Source organism: Dolichospermum flos-aquae CCAP 1403/13F, from assembly GCF_012516395.1.
GTDB classification, from domain to species: Bacteria; Cyanobacteriota; Cyanobacteriia; order Cyanobacteriales; family Nostocaceae; genus Dolichospermum; species Dolichospermum lemmermannii.
Genome location: NZ_CP051206.1, coordinates 3909593 through 3933338 on the forward strand (window position 1 = coordinate 3909593; position 23746 = coordinate 3933338).

A 23746-nucleotide genomic window follows, 5' to 3' on the forward strand; every position below is an offset into this window, starting at 1 on the left:
AAAAGAGTGTTTTAATTTTTAATTCTTAATTTTTAATTGAACTGTTGCATATACATATACAGGTTTAGTAATTTCTAGGAAAATATGCCATAACAGAAACAAATATCTTAGGATAAGTGGGTGTTTATAGATGAAATATTCTCAGATTCAATTTAGCCACAGTCATGCGGATATTGATCTTTACCAACTCCAAGAACTGTTTAATCTGTCCGCTTTTTGGGCAAAAGGACGAAGTATTAAGGATTGGGGTATAGCTATTGCTAATAGTGAACCTGTGATTTCTGTCTGGGAGAAGGAATTATTAATTGGCTTTGCAAGAGCGACTTCTGATGGTATCTATCGCGCTACAATTTGGGATGTTGTGATTCATCCAGAATATCAAGGTAATGGACTAGGTAGCAAGTTGGTAGAAACTGTTTTAAGTCATCCGCGAATGCAAAAAGTAGAGCGTGTGTATTTGATGACAACTCACCAACAGGAATTTTATGAGAAGATTGGTTTTCAAGCAAATAACACAACAACAATGGTGCTATACAATCAATCTAATTTTGATTTTGTTCCTGGAGAGATTCAACTTCAGGAGTCGTTAGAGGCATAGATATTTGCCATCTTGTTAACTGTGATTTTTCTTCCTGATTGGTGGGGAAAGGCAAAATTTCTAACTTTCCTCCCATCAATTCTACTAAACTTTGATGAAGTGAAAGTTTCATTGCTGGTGACAGAACTATATTTTTCTGAGTTGTCTGATTTTCAGCTATCATCAAATCTATAGATTCACTTGTAACTACAGTTTCAGTGGGTACATCTAAGCAGATATTTACATAATTATCTGTAGGTTGTAGATGACTAGAAAGATAAATATTCCCTGCTTCCATTTGAGCAATTGTTGTATCTATCAAGTTTATTAATACTTGTTTGAGCCAACGGGAATCTGCTAAAATGTAAATTTTTGGATCTGGTGGTGATAAAGTAAAAGGATAATTACGATTGACTGCTAATAGATAAGTTAAGTTATAAATTTCTTGTAAAAATTCAGATAATTGCAAAGTTTCAATATCTAATTTATTTCTACCAGATTCAATTTTGGAAACATTCAGAATTTCATCAATTAGTTTTAATAACTTGAGAGATTTTTCGTGAGCTTGTCCGACAAATTCCCGTTCTTCTTGGGGATTGTCACATAAATCTGTCAAAATCAATTGATGTAAGCCAATTATACTCCCTAATGGCGATCGCAATTCATGGCTAATTCGGGCTAAAAAACCTGCTTGGAACTGACTCATTTCTTGGGACTGATAATAGGCTAATTGAGTTTGTTTCAATTCTTGTAAAAGTTGATTTTCTTGCTGTTGTGGAGCATTTTGAATGGGAATGGATGCAGATTTGGTAGGCTGAAGGAATAATCTACAAATACCTATTCCTAATCCTATTCCTGCTCCTAAATATAGCCAGTTACTAAAATTCATAATTATCTAATTTAATACTACCTTGTCGTAAAATCTGCCAATTGTTCCCTGTCCATTTAGCAACGGTGGAAGGTATTCCCAAACCTTGGTATTCTGTTGATTCTAATGTTAAAACCTCTGGAAATTGAGCTTCTATGGCTGCTTTGGTTTCTAAAGCTGGTTGTCCTGATAAATTAGCGCTAGTTGTCGCCATTGGCCCAGTTTGCGCCAAAATAGTTTGAGCAACTGGATGATTTGGGACTCTAATCCCAATGGTAGTTGGTTCAACAGGGTTCATGACGGTGGGAATTTTGTCACTAGCTGGTAAAACTAAAGTTAATGCACCTGGCCAATGTTGATTAACAATTTTTTGCCAGATTTGATATTCTCTTTGGCTACCTTGAACATAATCCCATAAATCTTCGGCTTTGGCAGCCATTAAAATTAAAGGTTTATCAAAACTGCGTTGTTTCGCAGCATAAATTAATTCTGCTTGTACTGGTATGGTGGCTAATGCGGGGACGGTATCTGTGGGGAAACTAATTAGTTTTCCAGCTTTTGCAGATTCTATCAGGACTGATAATGAAAGGTTCATAAAGATGGTTTTTCTGTTGGTGTTTTAACTTTGGGATGATTTTTTGATATTATTATCATAGTAGAAATGGAGTTTAAAAACATGACTCAACTAACACCAAAACAACCAGCAAGAAGAGGAAGAATTTTTCCGGAACTGACTTTATCACCGGAAGAATTGGCTAGACGTAAAGCTGAAAATGAGGCAGAGTATCAACGTTATCGAACAATTTTTGAGCGTGTACGTCCTGAATTGATCAAAGAACATTATGGCTGGTATATTGCTATTGAGTTAAATAGTGGTGATTACTTAATTGATCAAGATAAAGAAATTGCACATCAAAAAGCCCGCGATAAATACCCAAATGCTGATCATTGCGTTTTTTGTTTGAATGAATCTGGAGCAACTGGGAGAATATGATAGAGGGTACATTTGGTGAAAAGAAGCAGCTATTTTTTGAAATTGAGTTGGTTGCTAATGATGGTTTAATTTTGCCTGTAGATGCTTTATTTGATAGTGGTTTCACAGGCTTTATGGCTATTAATACACAAGATTTAGATGGACTTAATTGGGATTATGTAGATAAAGAAATTCTGCGAACTGCTCAGGGTGAAATCACATTTGAAAGATACTTAGGTAAGGTGATATTGGATAATCAAGAGTATGAAATTCCTGTTTATGCGGGAGATGAATTAACGGAGATTTTATTGGGTTCAGAGTGGTTGGAGTTTTTGCCTTTGGTGGTGAATTTTCAAGCTGGTATTTTGACTTTGGGATGATTTTTTTGATATTATTATAATAGTAGAAATGGGGTTTAAAAACATGACTCAACTAACACCAAAGCAACCAGCAAGAAGAGGAAGAATTTTCCCAGAACTGACTTTATCACCGGAAGAATTAGCTAGACGTGAAGCGGAAAGAGAAGCATTTCACAAACGTTGTCGGGCAATTTTTGAGCGTGTTCGTCCTGAGTTGATCAAAGAACATTATAATTGTTATATTGCCGTAGAACCTGATAGTGGTGATTATTTTGTTGATCAAGATATAGAAGTTGCTAGTCAGCAAGCGCGAGAGAAACACCCTCATGCTGTACATTGTATGTTTCGGCTGAATGAAATTGGAGCAGTTGGGAGAATATGATAGAGGGTTATTTTGGTGATGGGGGACAGCTATTTTTTGAAATTGATTTGATTAATGCTGATGGTTTAAATTTACCTGTAGAGACCATGTTAGATACTGGCTTTACAGGTTTTCTAGCAATTAATAAACAAGATTTAGAAGCACTAAATTGGCAGTTTATTCGTGAACAAGAATTGATCACAGCCCAAGGAGAAAAAGCTTTTGATTTATATTTAGGTAAAGTGATTTTGGATAATCAAGAGTATGAAATTCCTGTTTATGCTGGAGATGAATTAACGGAAATTTTATTGGGTTCAGCGTGGTTGGAGTTTTTGCCTTTGGTGGTGAATTTTCCAGATGGTATTTTGACTTTGGGATGATTTTTTTGATAAAATTAAAATTAGTTGATAGTTAACCATTAATCTTGCCAGTAGAGGTAATTTTATGCAATTGGAAATTCAGCTTGATGATGACTGTGTTCAAAAACTTGCGTATATTCAGGAACAGACTAATCAAGATTTTAGTGAAGCTATTAAACAAGCTATTGAAAAATACTATAACCAAGTTCAAACTAATAATAAACCGCCTTTAGCAATATTTAAAGAACTTGGTTTAGTCGGATGTTTTAATGGTGATTCTGATCTGTCTGTTACTTATAAAACAAAAATGGCTGATTATCTTCAGGATAAACAAGAAGTTAATTAATTGGTAAGTCGCGTAGGTAGTAGAATTTATCTGTTTTCCAATCGTTTCCTTTTTCTCTTCCTAAGTAACCTGTTAATGGTGATGATAATTCTATTAATAAATCATGAGTTATTTCATTTGTCAAATTTTGCTTATTAATTGCGTTGTAATGAACACGAATTTCTGTAACTGTAACCTGTTGATGGGTGGTTTGTGAATTATCGTTATTTTGTTCAGAGAGTTCTTTGACAGTTTTGATAATCGCTGATCGCAATTTAATCTCTTTTTCTATTTTATCTATATATTCGTTAATTTTATCATCAATTTGTCCTGGTTCTAAGTATTGCTTTAATTCAATTAAGTTTATCGCACCTGGATATTTTGCTTTGAGTTCAACTAATTTTTGTAATGTCATAGCTTTGATAATACTGACTTTAGAGATTTGAGCAGATTCTTTCAAGTTTTTAGTAGGTTCACCAGGTCCAATAATTAACCGCACAGCTTGAAGATAATTTTCTTGAAGATGTCTTTTACCAATTCTATCTAATTCTTCTACTGTGTTATGAGGAATGCTTTTACCTGCTTTACATTCGCAAACTAGAGAATAAGGTTGTGAACAATATAAATCTAAACCTCCAGCACCACCTTTGTGATCTTCCTCTACTTTAAATCCTAAAAAATTAAGGCTTTTGCGTGTAACAATTTCAAAATTTGTACCTGCTTGATAGTTGCTTGTAGTATCATCTTTTTCTATGCTTCTATCTCCTAATGTTGTAATTGTTTTTATCCAATCTAAATCAGAATCTATTGTATTTGTAGTTGGAGTAATGCACCAACCTAAAAATACTTTGATTTCATTGTCTAATTGTTGTGCTGCTGGGTTATTATTGGCTATTTGTGATAACGCACTTTGTAACTCTTCCAGTTCAGGATTTAGAGAAGGTTCTCGTTTTTCTAATTGTTGTTTACGTTGAATAAATACCTGATCACTTAATACGGGTTTATATTCAGATACAGAAATATTATTAGGTAAAGGTGCAAATTTTCCTAGTTTTTCTTGAATGTTGGGAATAGCTCGAATTTCCAAAGGTTCAGGTAAATGATAAACCCGCAAATAAGCCAGAAAAAAATGCGGACGGTTTTGTAATATTTCCTGAAATATTTCTGGTTTCCAGATTGTTAATTGAGATAACATATCTAAAGGAGTTGTTTGATCTAGAATTTCGCAAAGTTCACATTTAGCCCATGCTTTAATTGAAAGCATATTTACTGAAGTATCAACAGGATAAAGAGCAAATTTATGCCCATGAGTAAGCAATTTACTAGGTATAGCAGCAATAATTCGCCCTTGTATTAAAGCTTCAACATCGGGAGGATATAAACATAAGGCGTTATAGATTGAAACAGATTTATTCATAATTAATTAACCAAATAAATCACTTAAATCATCGGTATCTTCTGTTTCATTGATATTTGAAGGAGTGAGAAATTTATCTATAATATCTTCATCATCAATATCAGGCATATTACCAGATGGATCACTTAAAATCTCTTTCAGTAACAGATTATCAAAGGTAATATTATTCTTAGAAATACAATCAAAAATTTGTTCTTCTGTTAATTGATAATTTTCTCGCTTTTGATAAATAGCGAATATTGCTATAAGTGGACGAATTTGATCTTCTATTAAATCTACATTTTCTCCCCCTTTGTGTAAAATTAACTCATTAAGCAAACTATATGTTGCCGCTGTTTTTTTCATTTGTTTTATTTTGGAATGAGAACGCACTAAACAACCACGGGTTAAATCAAAAGTATGATAGTCATTTAACCGTTTTAAACACGCATTTAATGTAAATTGAGAATCTTGGACAACTGCTACACCAATTTTTACCTCTTTACCATTTTCATTACCAATAATTTTGAAGTTGATAAAGTTGTTGTTCTTGGATTTAGGTAGAATATCTTTGGTAATTTCTTGAATCATGACTTCTTCTAAAGTCTGTCCTTTTAAAGTATTAAAGCCAAAATATAGGGCTTCAGCTATGAGAGAACTATCCTCGATATATTTTTCAAATTTTACTTCACTTTCCCTTATAAATGCTAATTCAAACCTTTCAAATGGATCAGCAGGGAGTTTCTCTTCTTCAACCTTAAAGTTATCAGCACACCATCGCAAAGCTTCTCTAACAGTTGGTTTATTTTTACCGTATTCTCTCAGATGACTTTCTTTAAATGGGTAAAGTGTATGTGGAGGAATTAAGTTTTTTGAACTATAATATTCTCGTAACCACACCGTTGCTAACTGTACCATATAATCAGCACTAACAGGTTTTAAATCTATTGGTTTTCGTTGTGTAAATTTGGAAATTCTATCAGGCGTACCACCTTGAATGGAGTTTACTTTATCTCTCCATGTTTCTGGTAGCATTACCGTCAGAATAACTACACCTTGGCTAAGGTCTGAATTTTCCAAAGTATCATGGAGAATTTTCACGAAATTAGCAATTACACTTTCTGTTGGGAACCATCCTCAGTGGAGTTATTTTTAACATCTATTTCATCAAAACAAATAATAATCGAGTTGTAATAACCAACTAAATTCAAAATTTGTTGAATATTTTTAAGAGCCTCAGCTTCTCTATCTTGATTAGTTTTACTAGGATTGGGTAATCCCAATTCATCAGCATTTAATTGAGCTAATTCTTCACCAGATAGCCATTTAATTGCATAAGGGGCTTGGGTTTCTGAAAGTGTCCATAGAATAGCTCGAATAATATAGGGATCTGCATCAGATTTATTTTTAATAATCTGTTTTTGCAGAGCATTCATGAGATTTTTATTTTTAGCTAAACTACTTTTATATGCCTGGTCAAATTTTTTGACTAACTCTGCTGGAGTAGTAGCATTTTCTCTACCTTCGTTGGCCATAGCTGCGGCTACTTCTTGCCATTGCATGACTTCTTGGCTACCAGTCTTACTGAGACTATCTGCTAAAGTTTGCTGAAATTGATACTTAACTAAATTTAAGTCTGTATAGTTATTACCACCTGCATAAACGAATAAAGCACCACCTACTTTTTCCAGTTCATGACGAATGCGACTCAAAAGATGGGTTTTACCAACTCCCTGCTGTGCAGTAATAGCAATTGAAGTTACTTTATCTTGACTAGATTGACTTTTGCGAACAAATTCAATGGCTTTAAAAACTTGATTAGAAGCATGGGCATTTAATGTGGGTACGTCGGGGACTCCTTTTCCCCAAACATCCTGTTCTTTAACAATCCCAGCGTTAATAAATGGATTGTGACTATTAATTGCAGCATTAACGGCTTCTATGGGAGAAATAGGGGTATCTGTCATGGTGATTTCGTATGGTGCGAGGAACTAGAAACTGCGGGGATAATTTGATTAACTCAAGCGTTTAGCGTAAGAACGTAGTTGTGTACCAGGTATAGAAATTGAATCTTCCCGTTTATCAGAGGTAAAGTCTGGTATTTCTCCGGCAATTAGCTGCAAAATGTCATCAGCTTGCATTTCCACTAGCCATTGATTGAATTTTTCACGACTAACTTGTTCACCTATTTCTCTTCTAATGCGATAGATAGGTACTAAATCATCTAGGCTGTAGTCCCTGTTCAACTTGTCATAAATATCCAACGCGACAGACTTAAACTCCTCATAAGAACCAATCACCGCACCACCAGACGCAACCGGCGCAGCTACTACAACATCAACCTCACGAAACAATCGCAACAAAGAATTTCCTACCCAAGCACCAAGATTGGTATTAAACTCAAACTCATCACTACGCAAACCCGCTTTTAACACATCTAAGCCCGTCGGTGACGTGAGAGTATAACTGGTTGAAGATCCCTTTTTAGTAACAGTAACAGCCCCCTGCATTTCTAAATCCTCTAAAATAGCTTGATAATCCGCTTTATTCTGACTCTTGGAGTCTATCCGCTTCGTCAATTTACCCCTAGCCACTTTCTGCTGACTTCCTCCCAAATCCCACAATGCAAGCAGTAAGCGAGTTTTAGCATATAAAGTCTGTAAATTCTTGGCTTGGGCGTTCATATTCAGTATCCTACTTAACTAAAAAGATATTATAAGTATTTTATTTCTTACTTGGACAAAGTTCAAATAATATTGACTATTTTGATGTAAATAAGACAAAAATCAATATTTTTTTTCTAGACAATTATCGGATTTGTAACCAATAAAATTACCAATTACCAAAATAAATCAATATTTATCCCACATACCGCAAATACACTGAGTAACGGTTTAGCACTGCTAAACCCCTACATTTATACTCAGGATTGGGATATTTTTTTTAGTTGGAAGTTGCAGCTAAAAAACTGGTCGCAGGGGAAATTGCATGATAAATGTGATGCGATTATTTGCACTTGCAACATGAATTAATCCATGCAAACGCTGTACCATTGTTTCTACCAAAATTAACTCTAAACCAGTGTTCTGTGCTTGCCATGAGGAATGTTTGGGAATGCGGTAAAATGGCTGAAAGACTTGTGATAGTTCATGGTGAGGAATTTCCACACCAGAAATACTGATTTTTAATTCTACCGTGGCTGCATTCAAATCGGCGGTAACTGTAATTGATTCACCTGCGGGAGCGCATTGACAAGCTTGGTTGAGTAGCAAGGTAATAATTTTTTCTAAATCAGTGATATCTGTGGAGAAAGGGGGAATTTCTGTGGAGATATCCAGGTGTAACTGTTGTTGCTGACAATTGGTAACATCTCGAAAAGATTCAATAATGGGAGATAACCAAGTTGGAAAATCAATAGTAATTAAAGTAGGAGATTCCGAATGGGTTTTCAGATATGCAAAGCTGAGAAGATCGTTAAGTAATTTATTTTCTCGTCCACATTCATGATGGAGAATTTGTAATAGTTGAGATCCTATTTCTATATCTAAAATTCCCGTTGGTGTCATCAGACTTTCTAATGTTTGTACAGCAAGATTAATATTAGTAATGGGTGTGCGTAACTCTTGGGAAAGCTGTTTGAGAAATTCATTTTTTTGCCGTTCTTGTTTTTCTATTTCCTGAATCTGCGCTTTGGTTTTTGCCTGTAGTCGAGATTGACGAATTGCGATCGCACATTTATTAGCTATTTGCTGCAAAAAGGATATTTCTTGTTCTCCAAATTTTGCCTCTGTTTGCCGAATTAGCCAAATATTGCCTAAAAACCCTCGATAATCAAAAATTGGACAAGCCAATTGACTCATCATCTGTAATCCAGAATAATGTCCTGGGACAATTTCTATAGATTGCCAGATTTGTTTTTGCAATAGGGATTGATAAATTCGGGGAAAATCAGCAATTTTTGTGGTTAAATTCTGAAAATATGGTAAACTAGCACTATATTCATAGGTAACTGTGGCAGAAGTTAAACAGGGATTATAAAGTTCAATTTGACAGCGATTAAGTTGTAATAAATCAACTAATTCTTGAGTAATAATTGTTAATATCTTCCGATCATCTAGACTATCGCGGATGTGTTCAGTAATATGTTGAAGTAACGTCTGAAATTTCTGAATTTGCTGGATTTCTTGAATATGTTCCTGTCTTTCCAACTCCAATTGGATTTGTAAATATTCTACCTGCTGTTGTAATTGGGCAACGGATGTATCTATACTCAATTGCATAGATACTTCTGCACAAAATATGGATGGAGATGGTAATTGTGTCCATTTGGGGATGGATTTAACTTGATTTAGATTCATGTAGTAGTTAAGGAAAGAGGTAGTGGATAATTGGTGATTGGGGAAGAGGTAAGTGGAAAGAATACTTACTCATGACTGATCTTTCCATTTGCCTATTACCTATTCCCTAACTAAAAAATGACATTAGTACGGGTGAGTATACCAAATATTGTGTATTGCTGGTAACAACTATTGTGACAGTTTGTGAACAGGTACGTTAAGTTACAGCTAATCCCATGATACTATCCTACTGCATTGTCAAAAATTAATACTATGTCAACTTTGTCCCTCATTTCCCTGAAATGTGCCGTAATTTTGCACCTTTTCCCATATAACAATTGAGTTAAAAACAAGTTTGTCCCCTGTTCTTTTTGTTCCCATTCTCGACTTATATGACTAACAATTCAGATTTTCGCATTGAAAAAGACTCAATGGGCGATCGCCAAATTGCCAACAACGTTTATTATGGTATTCAAACCCAAAGGGCGATCGAAAATTTCCCCATTAGCGGTATTAAACCTTTACCTACTTATATAAATGCTGGTTTATATATTAAAAAAGCTGCCGCTATTGTCAACGGAGAATTAGATTGTATTCCCGCAGATATCAGTAAAGCGATTATTCAAGCCACTAATGAAATCCTAGCAGGTGAATTACGAGATCAGTTTGTGGTTGATGTTTATCAAGCCGGTGCAGGAACTTCTCACCACATGAATATTAACGAAGTTTTGGCAAATCGCGCTTTAGAAATTCTCGGTGATCAAAAAGGTAATTATAAACTCGTTAGTCCCAATGATCATGTAAACTATGGACAGTCTACCAATGATGTTATCCCCACAGCCATTCGCATTGGTGGCTTATTGGCACTTTCTCGCACTTTACAACCAGCTTTAGAACAGGCAATTTCGGCTTTAGAGGCAAAAGCTATAGAATTTCAAGATATCGTCAAATCTGGCAGAACCCACCTCCAAGACGCTGTACCTGTGCGATTAGGGGATAATTTTGGTGCTTGGGCGCAAATCCTCTCAGAACATCAAAACCGTCTTTACATTGCTTCTGGGGATTTAATGGTATTGGGTTTAGGTGGTAGTGCTGCGGGAACAGGTATGAATACTCACCCGGAATATCGGCAAAGAGTTGTGGATATCCTGTCGCAATTGTTGGAATTTCCCCTAGAACCTGCACCCCATTTAATGGCTGCTATGCAAAGTATGGGGGCTTTTGTGAATGTTTCCGGGTCCTTGCGAAATTTAGCCCAGGATTTGGTGAAAATATCCCACGATTTACGGTTAATGGATTCTGGTCCCAAAACTGGATTTAAGGAAATTCAACTTCCTCCAGTCCAACCTGGTTCTTCAATTATGCCCGGAAAATATAATCCTGTGATGGCAGAGATGACATCAATGGTATGTTTTCAGGTTATGGGATATGATAATGCGATCGCTTTTGCTGCCCAAGCAGGACAATTAGAATTAAATGTGATGATGCCCCTCATTGCCTATAATTTAATTCACAGCATTGAGATCTTAGGTAACACAATTTCGGCTTTAACTACAAGCTGCATTCAAGGAATTACTGCTAACAAAGAACGTTGTTTAGCCTATGCTGAAGGTAGTTTAGCATTAGTCACCGCCTTAAATACCCATATTGGTTATTTGAATGCTGCGGCTGTAGCTAAGGAATCTTTAGAAACAGGTAAATCTATCCGGCAAATAGTTCTAGAAAAAGGTTTAATGACAGAAACAGAATTAGCAACAGTCTTGGATTTAAACCAAATGAGTGCAATTGTTCCTTTAAAATAAATACAAAATACAAGATCTCCGACTTCTTAAAGAAGTCGGAGATCTGATTGATAGCCTATTAAGGAAATATCTCAAAACCGGCACAATGTTGTGGACTAATAATACTAAAAATAGGTTTATTTAAAGTAAAAATCTTAGTAATATTCATCCTTTCCGCAATAGCAACAATCGTTGCATCCACAAAGTTTAACTTACTATCAGTATATTGGTCTAGAATCTCCGTCACCCTTTTTAAATCAGTTTTATCAATCCCTTCAATAATGACATTACTATTAGCTAATTCAGTTAAAACCTGTCTTGTTGTCGGATATCCTAACCGAGAAGCAAGCAAATGACAAACTTCAGGTAAAACTGTCGTTGGTAAAACCAATACTTCCTTTGAATCAACTATAACATCAAGGATACGCCCATAATTTTCGTCCTTAATATCAACAGTTGCCACTAAGAAACTTATATCTAAAATAGCCGTCATGATTATTTATTTACCTCATGATTAAATTCCTTAATACCTCTAGTTGGATCAATTTCCAGTTCTCCGTTTTCTGTATCTTTGTCTGATAAATTGGGTTCACTAGACTCTCCTATACCAGAAATACTTAATAAAAAATTACTCTCCTCTGGTTCATTATTAATAGCCGCAGGAGTTAAATTCAGCTTAAAAAGTAAAGATTCAATAAAATCAGCTAATTCAGGAAGTGCTGCCAGTGGAAGTTCATTAATAGCTTGAGATAATTGTTCGTGGGTGAGACTTACAGAATCCATAATTGATATCATCCTTCTATCGAAATAACTTTTATCTGTTTTCAAAGAAATTGGTATTAATTTCTTCTTGGTTTTCCTATGCTTATATAAATTTAGTTTCTACTGTTATATAATAACGCAATTATTCCCCATGCAAACACAAAAACCATTTGTTAGTCTAATTCGGATTAAACCCCTTAAACTTATTATATGTAAAGTTGCACAGAATCATAAAATTCATTAATTAATTCATCCATTTTTATCTGCGTTTATCTGCGGTCAATTATTCTTAAAATCTTATCCAACTCCTGGATATTGACTGGCTGTACTATTAAGAAATATAAATTAATTGTAAAAAATATCTTAACTTCCTTGTAAATATAGGCTTTTGAGGAATTTGTCATTATTTATTAGCCAAGGCTTGACATTATTTATGGTGAATACTACCATAAGTGAAGAGACATTCTTGGTAGGGGCATCTCAGATGACAACTTTCCTAGATATAGACTATGAAAGGAAAAATCCCGAATTAAATCTCAGTTGTGAGGATTACAGCTTACTAACAGACCTTTATCAGCTAACAATGACAGCTTGTTATGTCGGTGAAGGTATAGAACAAAAGATGGAATTATCTGGAGTTAGGTTAGATTCTGGAGATCTAGTCAGTTTATCAAAACAAGTGCGATCGCTCTTACCTAATATATCAATTTTCGCCAGTGGTGATTTAGATGAATGGGAAATTAGCCGACTGAAGAAAGAAGGTGCAGAAATTGATAGCTATGGATTAGGGACAAAATTAGTGACAGGTTCACCAGTAAATGGAGTTTATAAACTGGTAGATATTGAAGGAATTCCCGTCATGAAAGAATCAAGTGGCAAATTAACTTATCCAGGTAAAAAACAAATTTTTCGTTCTTTGATAGATGGTAAATTAGAGAAAGATAAACTAGGTTTAATGACTGAAACTTCTGAAAATTCCCAACCCTTATTACAGTTAGTCATGAAATCAGGTAAACCATTACAAGCAACAGAAACTTTAACAATAGTTCGTCAACGAACTGCGGCATCAGTTGCTAGTTTACCAGCAGAAACAAGAAGATTAGAAAATCCCACTTCCGTCAAAATTGAAATATCAGAACCATTACAGAAATTGACAAATAAAATGAAAAGAAGAGATAAATTAATATAATTTCTCTTACCTCTGCGCCCTCTGCGTCTCTGTGGTTCGTTTAAATTACTCTAAAAATTGCAAAAAAGCAGAATCAAAAATCATGAAAATTGCTTTATTTGGTACAAGTGCAGATCCTCCAACTGCTGGACATTTAATAATTCTCAAATGGTTATCTGAACGTTATGATTGGGTAGCTGTATGGGCTGCGGATAATCCCATGAAGTCCCAACAAACGCCTTTACCACACAGGGCAGCAATGTTAGAACTGTTAATTAAAGATATTAATGTTGCTAACCAAAATATTGCCTTAGAACAAGATTTAAGTAGTTGGAAAACTCTAGAAACTGTAGGTAAAGCAAAATTAAAATGGGGAGAAAATATTGAATATACTTTAGTAATTGGTGCTGATTTAGTAAATCAATTACCGCGCTGGTATCATGTTGAAGATTTATTACAACAAGTGCAATTACTGGTAATTCCCAGACCAGGATATATAATAGATGATTCTGGTTTAGATAAAGTTAAACAAATTGGCGGAAAAATTGCCATTGCTAATTTGATTGGTTTAGATGTTTCCTCTACCGCTTTCCGTGAACAAGGAGATATTAATACTCTCACACCTCCCGTCATTGCCTACATTCATCAACAGCATTTGTACGAATGCCAATACGTAACCAAAAAAAGATTTTAAACCCCATAAATCAACAACCTTTAGCTGATTTTAAAGTTGGTGTTGATAATGTGATTTTTTCTGTAGATACTGCCCAAAATCGGTTGTTAGTTCTCTTAGTCATGCGACAGCAAGAACCATTTTTAAATCATTGGAGTCTTCCTGGCACTTTAGTTTGTCAAGGAGAATCTTTAGAAGATGCTGCTTATCGGATTATGGCTGAGAAAATAAAGGTAAATAATCTTTATTTAGCACAACTTTATACTTTTGGTGGTCCAAATCGTGACCCCAGGGAAAAAATTGATAGCTACGGAGTCCGTTATTTATCAGTTAGTTATTTTGCCTTAGTCAGATTTGAAGAAGCAGAATTAATTGCTGATAAAGTCGCAGGTATTGCTTGGTATCCTGTCAAACAATTACCACAATTAGCATTTGACCACAATGAAATTATTACCTATGGACATGGAAGATTAAAAAACAAATTAGAATATAGTCCAGTAGCTTTTGAAGTCTTACCAGAAACTTTTACCTTAAACGATTTGTATCAACTATACACCACAGTTTTAGGGGAAAATTTTGCCGATTATTCTAATTTTCGAGCGCGGTTACTAAAGTTAGGTTTTTTATCAGATACCGGAATTAAAGTATCACGAGGTGCGGGTCGTCCTGCCAGTTTGTATAAGTTTGATAAAGAAGCATTCGCACCCTTTAAAGATAAACCTTTGGTGTTTATTTAAAGAATAATCGTAGCTTGCTTCCCGAAGGGTACGCAGATAAACGCGGATAAATACGGATGATTATCTATTCTTTATTCTCTTTTTTATGATCATGAAAATTGCTATTGCTCAAATTAATCCTATTATTGGTGACTTACCAGGAAATACTCAAAAAATCCTGGAAATGTCACAACAAGCAGCATCAGAAAATGTTCGTTTATTATTAACACCTGAATTATCAATTTGTGGTTATCCACCGAGGGATTTATTAGTTAATCCTAGTTTTATAGAAGTAATTGATAACACATTGCAAAAATTAGCTGAAGATTTACCTGCAAATTTAGCTGTATTAGTGGGAACTGTTGTTAAAAATTCCCAAGCGCACATTTCTGGAGGAAAAAATTTATTTAATAGCATTGCTTTATTAGAAAATGGTAAAATTCAGCAATTTTTCCATAAAAGGCTATTACCTACCTATGATGTTTTTGATGAAAAACGCTATTTTGAACCAGGAGTAGAAGCCAATTATTTTATATTAGATCATCTGAAAATTGGTGTAACAATTTGCGAAGATTTATGGAATGATGAGGAATTTTGGGGTAAGCGGAGTTACGCGGTTAATCCTATTGCTGATTTAGCAAATTTAGGAGTAGATTTAATTGTGAATTTATCCGCTTCACCTTACACTGTTGGTAAACAACATCTGCGAGAAGCGATGTTAAAACATAGTGTAGTTAATTTTCAGCAACCGATTATTTATACAAATCAAGTTGGTGGAAATGATGATTTAGTTTTTGACGGACGCAGTTTTGCTTTAAATAAACAAGGTGAAATTGTTTGTCGTGCAAAAGGTTTTGTATCTGACTTTTTGACTGTTGAATTTAATAGCAATAAACAAGATTTAGATTTCGGTGATATTTCTCCTGTTGATGAATCTGAAGATGAGGAAATTTGGAATGCTTTGGTTTTGGGAGTAAAAGATTATGTTGGTAAATGTCGCTTTTCTAAAGTATTATTGGGTTTAAGTGGAGGAGTTGATTCCGCTTTAGTTGCGGCTATTGCGACTGCGGCATTAGGAAAGGAAAATGTGATTGGTGTGTTAATGCCTTCTCCCTATAGTTCGGAACATTCGATTAGTGATGCTTTAACATTAGCAGCAAATTTAGATATTCAAACTCAACTTTTACCTATTGGGGAATTAATGGCAGGTTTTGATAATTCCCTAGATGAATTATTTGCAGGAACAGAATTTGGGATTGCGGAAGAAAACCTGCAATCTCGAATTCGTGGTAATTTATTAATGGCAATTTCTAATAAATTTGGCTATCTACTTTTATCTACTGGCAACAAATCAGAAGTTGCTGTTGGTTATTGCACCCTTTATGGTGATATGAATGGTGGTTTATCAGTCATTGCTGATGTTCCCAAAACTCGCGTTTATTCTATCTGCAAATGGTTAAATTCTCATCAACAAAAAGAAGTTATTCCCGAAAATATTCTCACGAAAGCACCAAGCGCAGAACTTAAACCGGGTCAAGTTGACCAAGATTCTCTTCCACCTTATGAAATTTTAGATGATATTCTCGACCGTTTGATTCATCAACATCAATCAGCAACAGAAATTATTAGCGCAGGTCATGAACCGGCAATTGTAGATAGAGTATTACAATTATTATCTCGTGCGGAGTTTAAACGCCGACAAGCAGCACCGGGATTAAAAATTACTGACCGCGCTTTTGGGACTGGTTGGAGAATGCCTATTGCTAGTAGTTGGTCAGCGTTGAGGAATACTTCTTCTCCATAATTTTTACTGGCTAAATCTGTTGACTTAGTAGGGAAACACGAACTACCATAAATTGGTCTGTTGATTAACAGTAGCAAAAATTTGTTTATTAGCCTATGACCACCATGACTAACACTATTAATCCACAGCATAAATTGCGAGGTTTTAGTATCATCAACCCTACCAAAATATTAATAGGTATAATTGCCACTGTTCCCATAGCTTTAGGCTTACCCGCAAAAGCTTTAGAAATACAGGTATTACCTAAAAATCCCCAATTGGGAGATACAATTTCCGTAGTAATTGAGGCAGATTCCCAAGAAAAGATTAGTAACCCCACAGTAACAGTTGGGGAAACAACATATCCAGCTTTTGAAATTGCCCCTCGTCAATACCGTTCTTTTATTCCCACAACTCCCTTAGAAAAAGCTGGAGTGAGAACAATCAGAATTTCCCAAGACGGACAAGAACAAAACTTATCAATAAAAGTGCGCGATCGCAAATTTCCCGTGCAACGCATCACCTTACCACCCGGAAAAGCTGGAGTTAATGCTACCGAATACGAACTCAAGCGAGTAAAAGAATTAAAAGCCTTACAAACACCGAAAAAATATTGGCATGGCCTGTTTCTCACCCCCAACGCGGGGCGAACCTCTACTAAATATGGTGTCCGTCGCTACTACAATGGCGAATTTGCCAATGACTACTACCATCGTGGACAAGACTATGCAGGAGCAACAGGTTCATCTGTAGTTACCCCAGCGGCGGGGAAAGTGGCTTTAGTTGGTACAGTATCCCAAGGCTTCCGCGTTCATGGTAACGTAGTCGGCATTGATCACGGTCAAGGTGTTATCAGTATTTTCATGCACCTAAGTCGGATTGATGTCAAAGAAGGTGATTTTGTGCAAGCAGGGCAAAAAATTGGTGCAGTCGGTTCAACTGGCGCATCTACCGGACCACACTTACACTGGGGTTTGTATGTAAACGGACAATCTGTTGATCCAATCCCTTGGAAATCTCAACAAATTGATTAAGTTTCTCATCTTCAATATCTTTGCCATAGGCTTTTTTCAATTTGGCGAAGGTATTGATATTGTGACTTTTTTAGCCCAAAATACTTATATGTAAGTGGTATAATTTGGTAAGATAAATAATTCAGTAGCACAGTAATAGGGGACTTCAAACCCTGATTTATTCCCTAATCTGGACTAATTCTGCTATTGTATTCTGGGTGATTGATTCTGCTATTGTATTCTGGGTGATTGATAGCATATCTGTTTAGTTTGGCTATCGCAAAGTATATATTTATAAGTAGAAATATATACTTTTAACCTGTGTTCCTTCCATACTACCCACAATGTTTTATGAGTATTGAAAAAATAGTAGCACAAGCTCTTCAAGATGGTTGCTTGACACCAGCAATGGAAGCAGAAGTTGGGCGGATTTGCGGTAACGCCTCAGAACTGCTAACCGAAGAGTACATGGCTTTAGATCGCCTCATGGGGGCATTGTTGACTGGTGAAGTAGTAGCAGTACCTCGCAAACAATTTATCAACGTCATGGAAGAATTGGTACTCAGCAACGTCATTGCCAAAGTAGCAGAAATTGAAGCAACCAGCGAAATTTCTCTAGATGTGGGCGATATAACCGCCTATGCTCTGAACAGGCTGCCTCCTCTGTATGCAACGACGGAAGAAGGCGCGAAATATCAACGAGAAAGAGCTAACACAGAACTTGATGCTTTAATATCCCAACAAGTTAGCGAAGCCATCTGTAAGTATTTAGATACACCAGATTTCTTCCCAGAACGTCAAGCATTGAACAAGACCACTGGCAATGAAGTTTTAACCCAAGTTAGTACATTGCTTCAGACCCATGCGGCTAATTTTGAGCCACAATAATTGATAAACCTCGTCCAAGTTGAAAACTGGAGTTTTTCAAAAGGGAACAGGGAACAGGGAACAGGGAACAGGGAACAGGGAAGAGTATAGGATTTGGGAATAAAACCCAATTAAGAAAAAACTATGGGTTTCAAAGTAAACGCGGTTTAATTGACAATTATCAATTACTTAATATTTTTATTCACGAACTGATACCTGTGTGCCGATATTTACTTGGCTATACAGCATTCTCACGTCAGAATTACGCATTCTTAGACAACCATGAGAAACTGCCGCTCCTACCAAGTCAACATTTGGTGTCCCGTGAAAGCCAATTTCATTCCGGCCGTCTGACCAAAAACCAATCCATCTATCCCCCAAAGGACTATCAGTACCACCCTCAAAGATAGCTCCTGTAATTGGATGTCGCCAGATAGGATGATGTTCTTTGTGGATAATTTTAAAATCGCCAGTTGGTGTTTCCCAGCCCTTTTTACCGATAGCGATTGGGTAACTAGCTATAACCTCATCATATCGAGAAACATAAACACGGCGATCGCTTAAATCTACAACTACTTTAGTTGCATTTAAGTCCGGTACTGATGGCTTTGGATTATTAACTGGATCTGTAACAGCATCCAGGCTTGATTTCTGTGTTTTCCAGGGAGAATCCAAGTTAATCACCGCAGCTTTTTGGGGAGAGGTAGGTACAGAAGCCGCAATGGCACTACTCCCAATTTCCACTGGTGAACCCTGGGGATAAACCTCTGTGGATGCAGATTGATTTAACTGCCCTGTTGTTCTCATCGTTTGCCAATGGACAGCCAGAGATAAAATTGCTGTACCAAAACAGAGAAACATGACCATACTCGCTACAGATTCATTTCTTGCCATTGCCATCGCCTATTATTTATCCCTGACATATTTAGCTGGAGGTGAGAATTTTACTGATTAACAATTGACAATTAGCCATTATTTATTGCCTATTACCAGTTACTAGTCAAGTATTTAGTGGCCAGTTTTCAATCTGATCACTATTCCCAACCTCACAAAAATTTGATCCGTGTTTTCTTTTGTCTTCCTTTCCCATCCCTAATCTTATGACCAATAAAACCCTGAAAACTCCTTTCTATATTTATTTCCGTGTTCCGATTATAAATCCGTCACCTTACTGAGGAACTTTTGACCAATGATCAAGTCTAATAGGAAGGAGTGATTTAAAGCTAGACCGATCCATGAGTCAATCCATTAGTGTATCTTGGTCAACAGTTGATGCCACCTACCCAGCAGCATCGGTGCAAGTTGACAAACTCTCAAACCACGACCTTATTTTACGCTGTCAAGTCGGATTGCGTCCAGACCGTGCTGCCTTTTCAGAACTATTGCGCCGCTATCAGACTCAAGTTGATCGAGTTTTATATCATTTAGCCCCCGATTGGTCTGATAGAGCCGATTTAGCCCAGGAAGTTTGGATTCGTGTCTACCGAAATATTAACCGACTACAAGAACCTGCCAAGTTCCGAGGTTGGTTAAGTCGGATTGCCACTAATTTGTTTTATGATGAATTACGTAAACGCAAACGGGTAGCCAGTCCTCTCTCCCTAGATGCTCCGCGATTGTTAGCCGACGGGGAAATGGATTGGGAAATTGCCGGTGATACCCCAAGTCCAGATGAGGAAATGACGACCAGAGAATTTTATGAACAGTTGCGAGAAGCGATCGCTGATTTACCAGAGGTTTTTCGGACTACAATTGTTTTGAGAGAAATTGAAGGACTGGCCTATGAAGAAATCGCCGAAATTACCGGAGTTTCCCTGGGAACGGTGAAATCTAGAATAGCCAGAGCCAGATCAAGATTACAAACTCAATTGCAAACCTATCTAGATACATAATCTACATCATGTTTCCTCAATTTTATGGCAGATTTTAAGAAATATTAAGGACTGTCAACGAAAATATATATTTTCTGCCATTGAGAAGCAAAAATGAATCAACAGGTACTATAAATATGGAGAAGCGCGATTGTTTCGAGTTATTAAGTGCTTACCTGGATGGCGAAGTCACAGCTACTGAACGCAGACAAGTTGAAGAGTGGCTTTCAACTGATACTTCTATTAAGTGCTTGTATAAGAGACTGTTAAATCTTAGAAAGGGTTTACATGACATCCCTGTTCCCGCAACTGCTCAGTCATCAGAGGTAACGATTAACCAAGTTTTAACGCGTGTTAATCGCCGTTATCGCTTGAACTGGATGTTAGGTGGTGCAGCCGCTGCGGCTTGTATTCTGGGAACAATATCTGGTTTATTCCCAGGTAATTCCAGAATGGTAGAAATAGCCACAACACAACCAACAGAATTAACACCAACAGCCACAGATTCGCCTTTAATGGTGGCTTTAAATAACCCAGTCATTGAAATTCCCAAAACAGCAATAGCTCCCACCGAAAAGCCAGTTAATAACCTCAATTAATTACCTGGCGGGTAGACTTTTTGTAATATCATAAAATACAACCAAGCCCAATCTGGAAATGAGCAGTTTAGCTTGTAAACCTCTATGTAATGGCGATTATAGGGGTTTTTTGATGTCGGTTAATTTCTTTGCTAGTAATCTTCTAAATTATCTAATGCATTCTTTTAATTTTAGTCATTCAAAACCAAAGAAACAAAAGCTGTTCCTTCTGGTAAATTATGGGTAATAAATTGTTTAGCTAGAGATACACTTTGTTGAGGATCATCAATTTCACTTAAATCTAATGATCCAGGATCTTCGGATATTTGATTATTGATATAATACCATAAATCTACACCTAAAACGGAAATATTTCCTTCGGCAATTTCGTTAATAAATTCCAGTGCATTAGCAGGAGTTAATAGCAATTCTCCAGCTTTAATAAATCCTGTTTTTTGATATTTATCAATTAATTTCATGTTTGTACTCCTGAATTTACTTATTAGTGAAAATATTCCTGATATTTATTAATCAACATTTAATTTAGTATTGTTTTTCAATCCAGTTAGGATCATTAATATCACTTACCTGAACTACATCACCTGTGATGTCATTACAGACAATGTATGCACCATCACTCCTGTAATATACAGTAGCATGATCATCTTTTCTTGTACCATCTATATTATACCTTTTATCTCTTGTTTTTTCCGTTTTACCAGGATTTAAGTAAACTAATTCAAGCATTTCTTCTGTCCAACCCCTTTTACTCATTTGTTGTTTTATTTTTTTTCCAATATTTAATTTGGGCATCTTGATTGAATTTGTTTTTTAATATTTGTTTAGTTGATATATTATAATTACATTGCATAAGAAGGGGATATGGAATAGATACTTTCACTCTTTTTGTAATTCTCTAATTCTATCTTGCGCTATTTTTAACCATTTTTCATTCCCTCCCTGTTGTTGATAAAGTTTCACTGCTTGCTGAAAGTCAGCTATAGCTGCTTGCTTATCTCCTAAATCAGAACGGGTATTTCCCCTCTGGTGGTAGGCATCGGCAAAGTTAGGATTGATCTTGATAGCTTGGTTAAAATCTGCTATGGCTGCTTGTTTATCTCCTAATTTATAATGGGCAATTCCCCTATTTTGGTAGGTTCTGGCATCATGAGGATCAAGATTAATTGATTCATTATATAAAGCGATCGCACCTTGATAATCTTTCAAGTAATAACGAATTATACCCCAGATAATTTCCCCAGTATTCGAGTCTTCCTGAAATAGTCCTGGCACTAATCCAGTTACGGCTTGAATACCAATCATGCCCACAGCATAAATATCACTAGCAAGTTTAGGCAGTTGAATTTTGTTTATTTAGCCACGTCCACGAAGCGTACCCCAGGCATCTTTCCAATTTCCAGATTTTCTTACCAACCTTGCATTTCCACCAACTCCATACACAAATCATTGATTTGCTCCAAGTCAGGACGATGTGATAAACTAGATTGCTCATAAAAAACATCCATTTGAGCAACCAAATCTTCCGCCATTTTCATTAATTGCTCATAACTATAATCACCTCGCAAAATAGCCCTTAAATCATCAATATCACCAGCTAAATTTCTATCTACAGTCACTTCTCCCCGCTGCAAAATTTCCAACCCACTGCGTAGTAATCGAATACAGTGCATTCCATGTTTTAAATCATAACCTGATTTTTTTTCCATTTCGGCTCTAGCAGGATTTCTATTTTCCTGCCAAGATATATAAGCCTTCCATTCTCTTAAAGCAATTTGATAACTTTGACTTTTTTGCAAAAGGCGAATAAAATCTTTACGGCTATGAGTTAAATTTTGGGTATATGCTAAAGTTTCATCTGCTAAAGTGTACTGTTTCAAAACACCTTTAAAATCAATATCCCCAGTCAGCAATTTATATAACTGTTCTGATTCTTCCAAAAACTCAATTTTCCCCCTAATCAAAAGATAAAGATATTCCAAAAAAGCATTTAACTCATCTTTACTTAACGGAACTTCATCTGTAATATCAAAATCGGCAGGAAGAGGTTTCTTCGTAGGTGGATTTAACAACCATTTACGATGAGTTTCCATCTTCTTAATTTGAGCAAAAGCATAACCGGAATAAGTATGCTTTACCTTTTTACTCAAAAATAAATGACGGTGATTAATTAAATGTTGTCCGACATTTGTTAAAAAAGGATAATTATTTAACCACAGCAATTCTAAAACATTGGGATTTGCACCAGCTAATAAATGAATAACCTTTCTTAATTCATAAATAACCGTATCTTCATTACCATCTATAAACGGAAATATCCCCGGTTCATCCCAACCAGAATCCTTTTGTTCAATACTATCAAAGCCTAAATAATAGCGTTTAGGAGCAATAAATACACCACGATAATCATAATCTGATTCAGGACGATTTAAACCATAACCATGACTACCAGCTAAACCCACAAAAATAGTTCTTTGTTCAACTTCAATTCTTTTCATCTTTATCTAATAAAAATTTAATTTTTATTTTCAGTATTAACTAAATTATCATTGATAATTCGTAACAATTATCACCTTTTTCTAAAATTCTCCCGATTTTGTTGGGTTTCACTTCCCTCTACCCAACCTACAATTTTCTTAAATTATTTATGAAAAATCTGAAAGTGAATAGTAAAAAAATCTGAGCAACCCTATTTAAATTGCTCAGATTAGTTAAAAAATTTTCCGTCTGTGTCACGGTTAACTACAAACACCAGAATTATCTTTTCGGAAATCAGCGAGAAATAAAATTATATTTTCTCAAAGGTTGACTAATTAACCATCAATCAGGTAATATAGTAGATTGTCTGTCTAATTCCTGCTCGGATCAGGTAGACATACTGCAAAAGCTGGCAAAGCTATAAATGATAGCGTCTCTACAGGAGATTATAGCCAGCTACCTGTACGGCAACCTCAAGGACAA

The 23746-nt window shown here is 35.8% G+C and carries 28 protein-coding genes and 1 pseudogene; 15 read left to right on the forward strand and 14 right to left on the reverse strand.

Translation table 11 applies throughout. The annotated features are described in order from the left end of the window. Positions 1-130 precede the first annotated feature (130 nt). Positions 131-598 (forward strand): GNAT family N-acetyltransferase, encoded by a 468-nt coding sequence (locus HGD76_RS18810; RefSeq protein ID WP_015083543.1) that lies wholly within the window; start codon positions 131-133, stop codon positions 596-598. Here HGD76_RS18810 and HGD76_RS18815 read toward each other — a convergent pair. Both HGD76_RS18815 and HGD76_RS18820 read right to left on the reverse strand, forming a co-directional pair. Beyond that, on the reverse strand, positions 543-1466 hold the full coding sequence (locus HGD76_RS18815) for a sensor histidine kinase (RefSeq protein ID WP_168696670.1): 924 nt from the start codon (positions 1464-1466) through the stop codon (positions 543-545). The two genes, HGD76_RS18810 and HGD76_RS18815, sit on opposite strands and share 56 nt — an antisense overlap. Continuing rightward, positions 1456-2040: an L-threonylcarbamoyladenylate synthase gene (locus HGD76_RS18820; protein ID WP_015083545.1), complete on the reverse strand. Its 585-nt coding sequence runs from the start codon at positions 2038-2040 to the stop codon at positions 1456-1458. The genes HGD76_RS18815 and HGD76_RS18820 overlap by 11 nt, the downstream gene beginning before the upstream one ends. 81 nt (positions 2041-2121) lie before the next feature. On the opposite strand from HGD76_RS18820, the gene HGD76_RS18825 reads away from it, so the two are divergent. From HGD76_RS18825 to HGD76_RS18845, 5 genes are all read left to right on the forward strand, one after another. Then, positions 2122-2439: a hypothetical protein gene (locus tag HGD76_RS18825; protein ID WP_039204224.1), complete on the forward strand. Its 318-nt coding sequence runs from the start codon at positions 2122-2124 to the stop codon at positions 2437-2439. Then, on the forward strand, positions 2436-2798 hold the full coding sequence (locus HGD76_RS18830) for an aspartyl protease (protein WP_168696671.1): 363 nt from the start codon (positions 2436-2438) through the stop codon (positions 2796-2798). Before HGD76_RS18825 ends, HGD76_RS18830 begins: the two co-directional genes overlap by 4 nt. Before the next feature lie 43 nt (positions 2799-2841). Further along, the gene (locus tag HGD76_RS18835) at positions 2842-3159 is read left to right on the forward strand and encodes a hypothetical protein (RefSeq protein ID WP_168696672.1); all 318 of its coding nucleotides are present in this window, start codon (positions 2842-2844) and stop codon (positions 3157-3159) included. After that, positions 3156-3518, forward strand: coding sequence for an aspartyl protease (locus HGD76_RS18840; RefSeq protein WP_168696673.1), 363 nt, complete (start codon positions 3156-3158; stop codon positions 3516-3518). The genes HGD76_RS18835 and HGD76_RS18840 overlap by 4 nt, the downstream gene beginning before the upstream one ends. Positions 3519-3582: 64 nt before the next feature. Next, complete coding sequence (locus HGD76_RS18845; protein ID WP_168696674.1) at positions 3583-3843, forward strand: ribbon-helix-helix domain-containing protein; 261 nt, start codon at positions 3583-3585, stop codon at positions 3841-3843. Here the strand turns inward: HGD76_RS18845 and HGD76_RS18850 are convergent. The 5 genes from HGD76_RS18850 to HGD76_RS18865 all read right to left on the reverse strand — a co-directional run bounded on the left by HGD76_RS18850 (position 3836) and on the right by HGD76_RS18865 (position 9576). Next, the gene (locus tag HGD76_RS18850) at positions 3836-5239 is read right to left on the reverse strand and encodes a DUF1802 family protein (RefSeq protein WP_168696675.1); all 1404 of its coding nucleotides are present in this window, start codon (positions 5237-5239) and stop codon (positions 3836-3838) included. The genes HGD76_RS18845 and HGD76_RS18850 overlap by 8 nt on opposite strands. A gap of 6 nt (positions 5240-5245) precedes the next feature. Beyond that, positions 5246-6253, reverse strand: coding sequence for a hypothetical protein (locus HGD76_RS25555; protein ID WP_233466929.1), 1008 nt, complete (start codon positions 6251-6253; stop codon positions 5246-5248). A gap of 77 nt (positions 6254-6330) precedes the next feature. Continuing rightward, positions 6331-7185 (reverse strand): P-loop NTPase fold protein, encoded by an 855-nt coding sequence (locus HGD76_RS25560; protein WP_233466930.1) that lies wholly within the window; start codon positions 7183-7185, stop codon positions 6331-6333. Between the two features lie 48 nt (positions 7186-7233). Next, entirely contained in the window at positions 7234-7902 is a 669-nt protein-coding gene (locus HGD76_RS18860; protein ID WP_168696676.1) for a hypothetical protein, read from the reverse strand. A gap of 276 nt (positions 7903-8178) precedes the next feature. Next, on the reverse strand, positions 8179-9576 hold the full coding sequence (locus HGD76_RS18865) for a sensor histidine kinase (protein ID WP_168696677.1): 1398 nt from the start codon (positions 9574-9576) through the stop codon (positions 8179-8181). Positions 9577-9947: 371 nt separating this feature from the next. Here HGD76_RS18865 and HGD76_RS18870 point away from each other — a divergent pair, with 371 nt between their 5' ends. Beyond that, entirely contained in the window at positions 9948-11357 is a 1410-nt protein-coding gene (locus tag HGD76_RS18870) for an aspartate ammonia-lyase (RefSeq protein WP_168696678.1), read from the forward strand. Positions 11358-11415: 58 nt separating this feature from the next. Here the strand turns inward: HGD76_RS18870 and HGD76_RS18875 are convergent, their stop codons facing one another. Continuing rightward, positions 11416-11829, reverse strand: a complete 414-nt coding sequence (locus tag HGD76_RS18875; protein ID WP_168696679.1) for a type II toxin-antitoxin system VapC family toxin — start codon at positions 11827-11829, stop codon at positions 11416-11418. Positions 11830-11831: 2 nt separating this feature from the next. Further along, entirely contained in the window at positions 11832-12119 is a 288-nt protein-coding gene (locus HGD76_RS18880; RefSeq protein ID WP_148765654.1) for a hypothetical protein, read from the reverse strand. 535 nt (positions 12120-12654) lie between these two features. Between HGD76_RS18880 and HGD76_RS18885 the strand changes: the two are divergent. The 6 genes and pseudogenes from HGD76_RS18885 to HGD76_RS18910 form a co-directional block, all read left to right on the forward strand. Continuing rightward, a pseudogene (locus HGD76_RS18885) lies at positions 12655-13287 on the forward strand (beta/alpha barrel domain-containing protein); the annotation flags it as partial. 82 nt (positions 13288-13369) lie between these two features. Continuing rightward, positions 13370-13960 (forward strand): nicotinate-nucleotide adenylyltransferase, encoded by a 591-nt coding sequence (locus tag HGD76_RS18890; RefSeq protein ID WP_148765656.1) that lies wholly within the window; start codon positions 13370-13372, stop codon positions 13958-13960. After that, positions 13930-14676: an NUDIX hydrolase gene (locus tag HGD76_RS18895; protein WP_148765658.1), complete on the forward strand. Its 747-nt coding sequence runs from the start codon at positions 13930-13932 to the stop codon at positions 14674-14676. Before HGD76_RS18890 ends, HGD76_RS18895 begins: the two co-directional genes overlap by 31 nt. A 91-nt stretch (positions 14677-14767) precedes the next feature. Beyond that, positions 14768-16459 carry an NAD+ synthase gene (locus HGD76_RS18900; protein WP_168696681.1) on the forward strand — a complete coding sequence of 564 codons (1692 nt, stop codon included), beginning with the start codon at positions 14768-14770 and terminating at the stop codon, positions 16457-16459. Positions 16460-16554: 95 nt separating this feature from the next. After that, positions 16555-17472, forward strand: coding sequence for a M23 family metallopeptidase (locus tag HGD76_RS18905; RefSeq protein WP_168696682.1), 918 nt, complete (start codon positions 16555-16557; stop codon positions 17470-17472). A 330-nt stretch (positions 17473-17802) separates the two neighbouring features. Then, positions 17803-18339: a late competence development ComFB family protein gene (locus HGD76_RS18910; RefSeq protein ID WP_168696683.1), complete on the forward strand. Its 537-nt coding sequence runs from the start codon at positions 17803-17805 to the stop codon at positions 18337-18339. Between the two features lie 177 nt (positions 18340-18516). Here the strand turns inward: HGD76_RS18910 and HGD76_RS18915 are convergent, their stop codons facing one another. Next, on the reverse strand, positions 18517-19218 hold the full coding sequence (locus HGD76_RS18915) for a L,D-transpeptidase (RefSeq protein ID WP_148765666.1): 702 nt from the start codon (positions 19216-19218) through the stop codon (positions 18517-18519). Positions 19219-19553: 335 nt separating this feature from the next. Here HGD76_RS18915 and HGD76_RS18920 point away from each other — a divergent pair, with 335 nt between their 5' ends. Both HGD76_RS18920 and HGD76_RS18925 read left to right on the forward strand, forming a co-directional pair. Continuing rightward, positions 19554-20210 carry an RNA polymerase sigma factor SigG gene (locus tag HGD76_RS18920; RefSeq protein ID WP_015078515.1) on the forward strand — a complete coding sequence of 219 codons (657 nt, stop codon included), beginning with the start codon at positions 19554-19556 and terminating at the stop codon, positions 20208-20210. 116 nt (positions 20211-20326) lie between these two features. Continuing rightward, a complete protein-coding gene (locus HGD76_RS18925; RefSeq protein WP_168696684.1) occupies positions 20327-20788 on the forward strand; it encodes an anti-sigma factor family protein in 462 nt (153 codons plus the stop codon). A 170-nt stretch (positions 20789-20958) separates the two neighbouring features. On the opposite strand, the gene HGD76_RS24980 is transcribed toward HGD76_RS18925, so the two are convergent. The 4 genes from HGD76_RS24980 to HGD76_RS18945 all read right to left on the reverse strand — a co-directional run bounded on the left by HGD76_RS24980 (position 20959) and on the right by HGD76_RS18945 (position 23283). Next, positions 20959-21246, reverse strand: a complete 288-nt coding sequence (locus HGD76_RS24980; RefSeq protein WP_210967656.1) for a hypothetical protein — start codon at positions 21244-21246, stop codon at positions 20959-20961. Between the two features lie 64 nt (positions 21247-21310). Beyond that, positions 21311-21580, reverse strand: coding sequence for a colicin E5-related ribonuclease (locus HGD76_RS18935; protein ID WP_210967657.1), 270 nt, complete (start codon positions 21578-21580; stop codon positions 21311-21313). Positions 21581-21664: 84 nt separating this feature from the next. Next, positions 21665-22090: a tetratricopeptide repeat protein gene (locus HGD76_RS18940; RefSeq protein WP_168696686.1), complete on the reverse strand. Its 426-nt coding sequence runs from the start codon at positions 22088-22090 to the stop codon at positions 21665-21667. Between the two features lie 104 nt (positions 22091-22194). After that, positions 22195-23283: a nucleotidyltransferase domain-containing protein gene (locus tag HGD76_RS18945; RefSeq protein ID WP_168696687.1), complete on the reverse strand. Its 1089-nt coding sequence runs from the start codon at positions 23281-23283 to the stop codon at positions 22195-22197. Positions 23284-23746 lie beyond the last annotated feature (463 nt).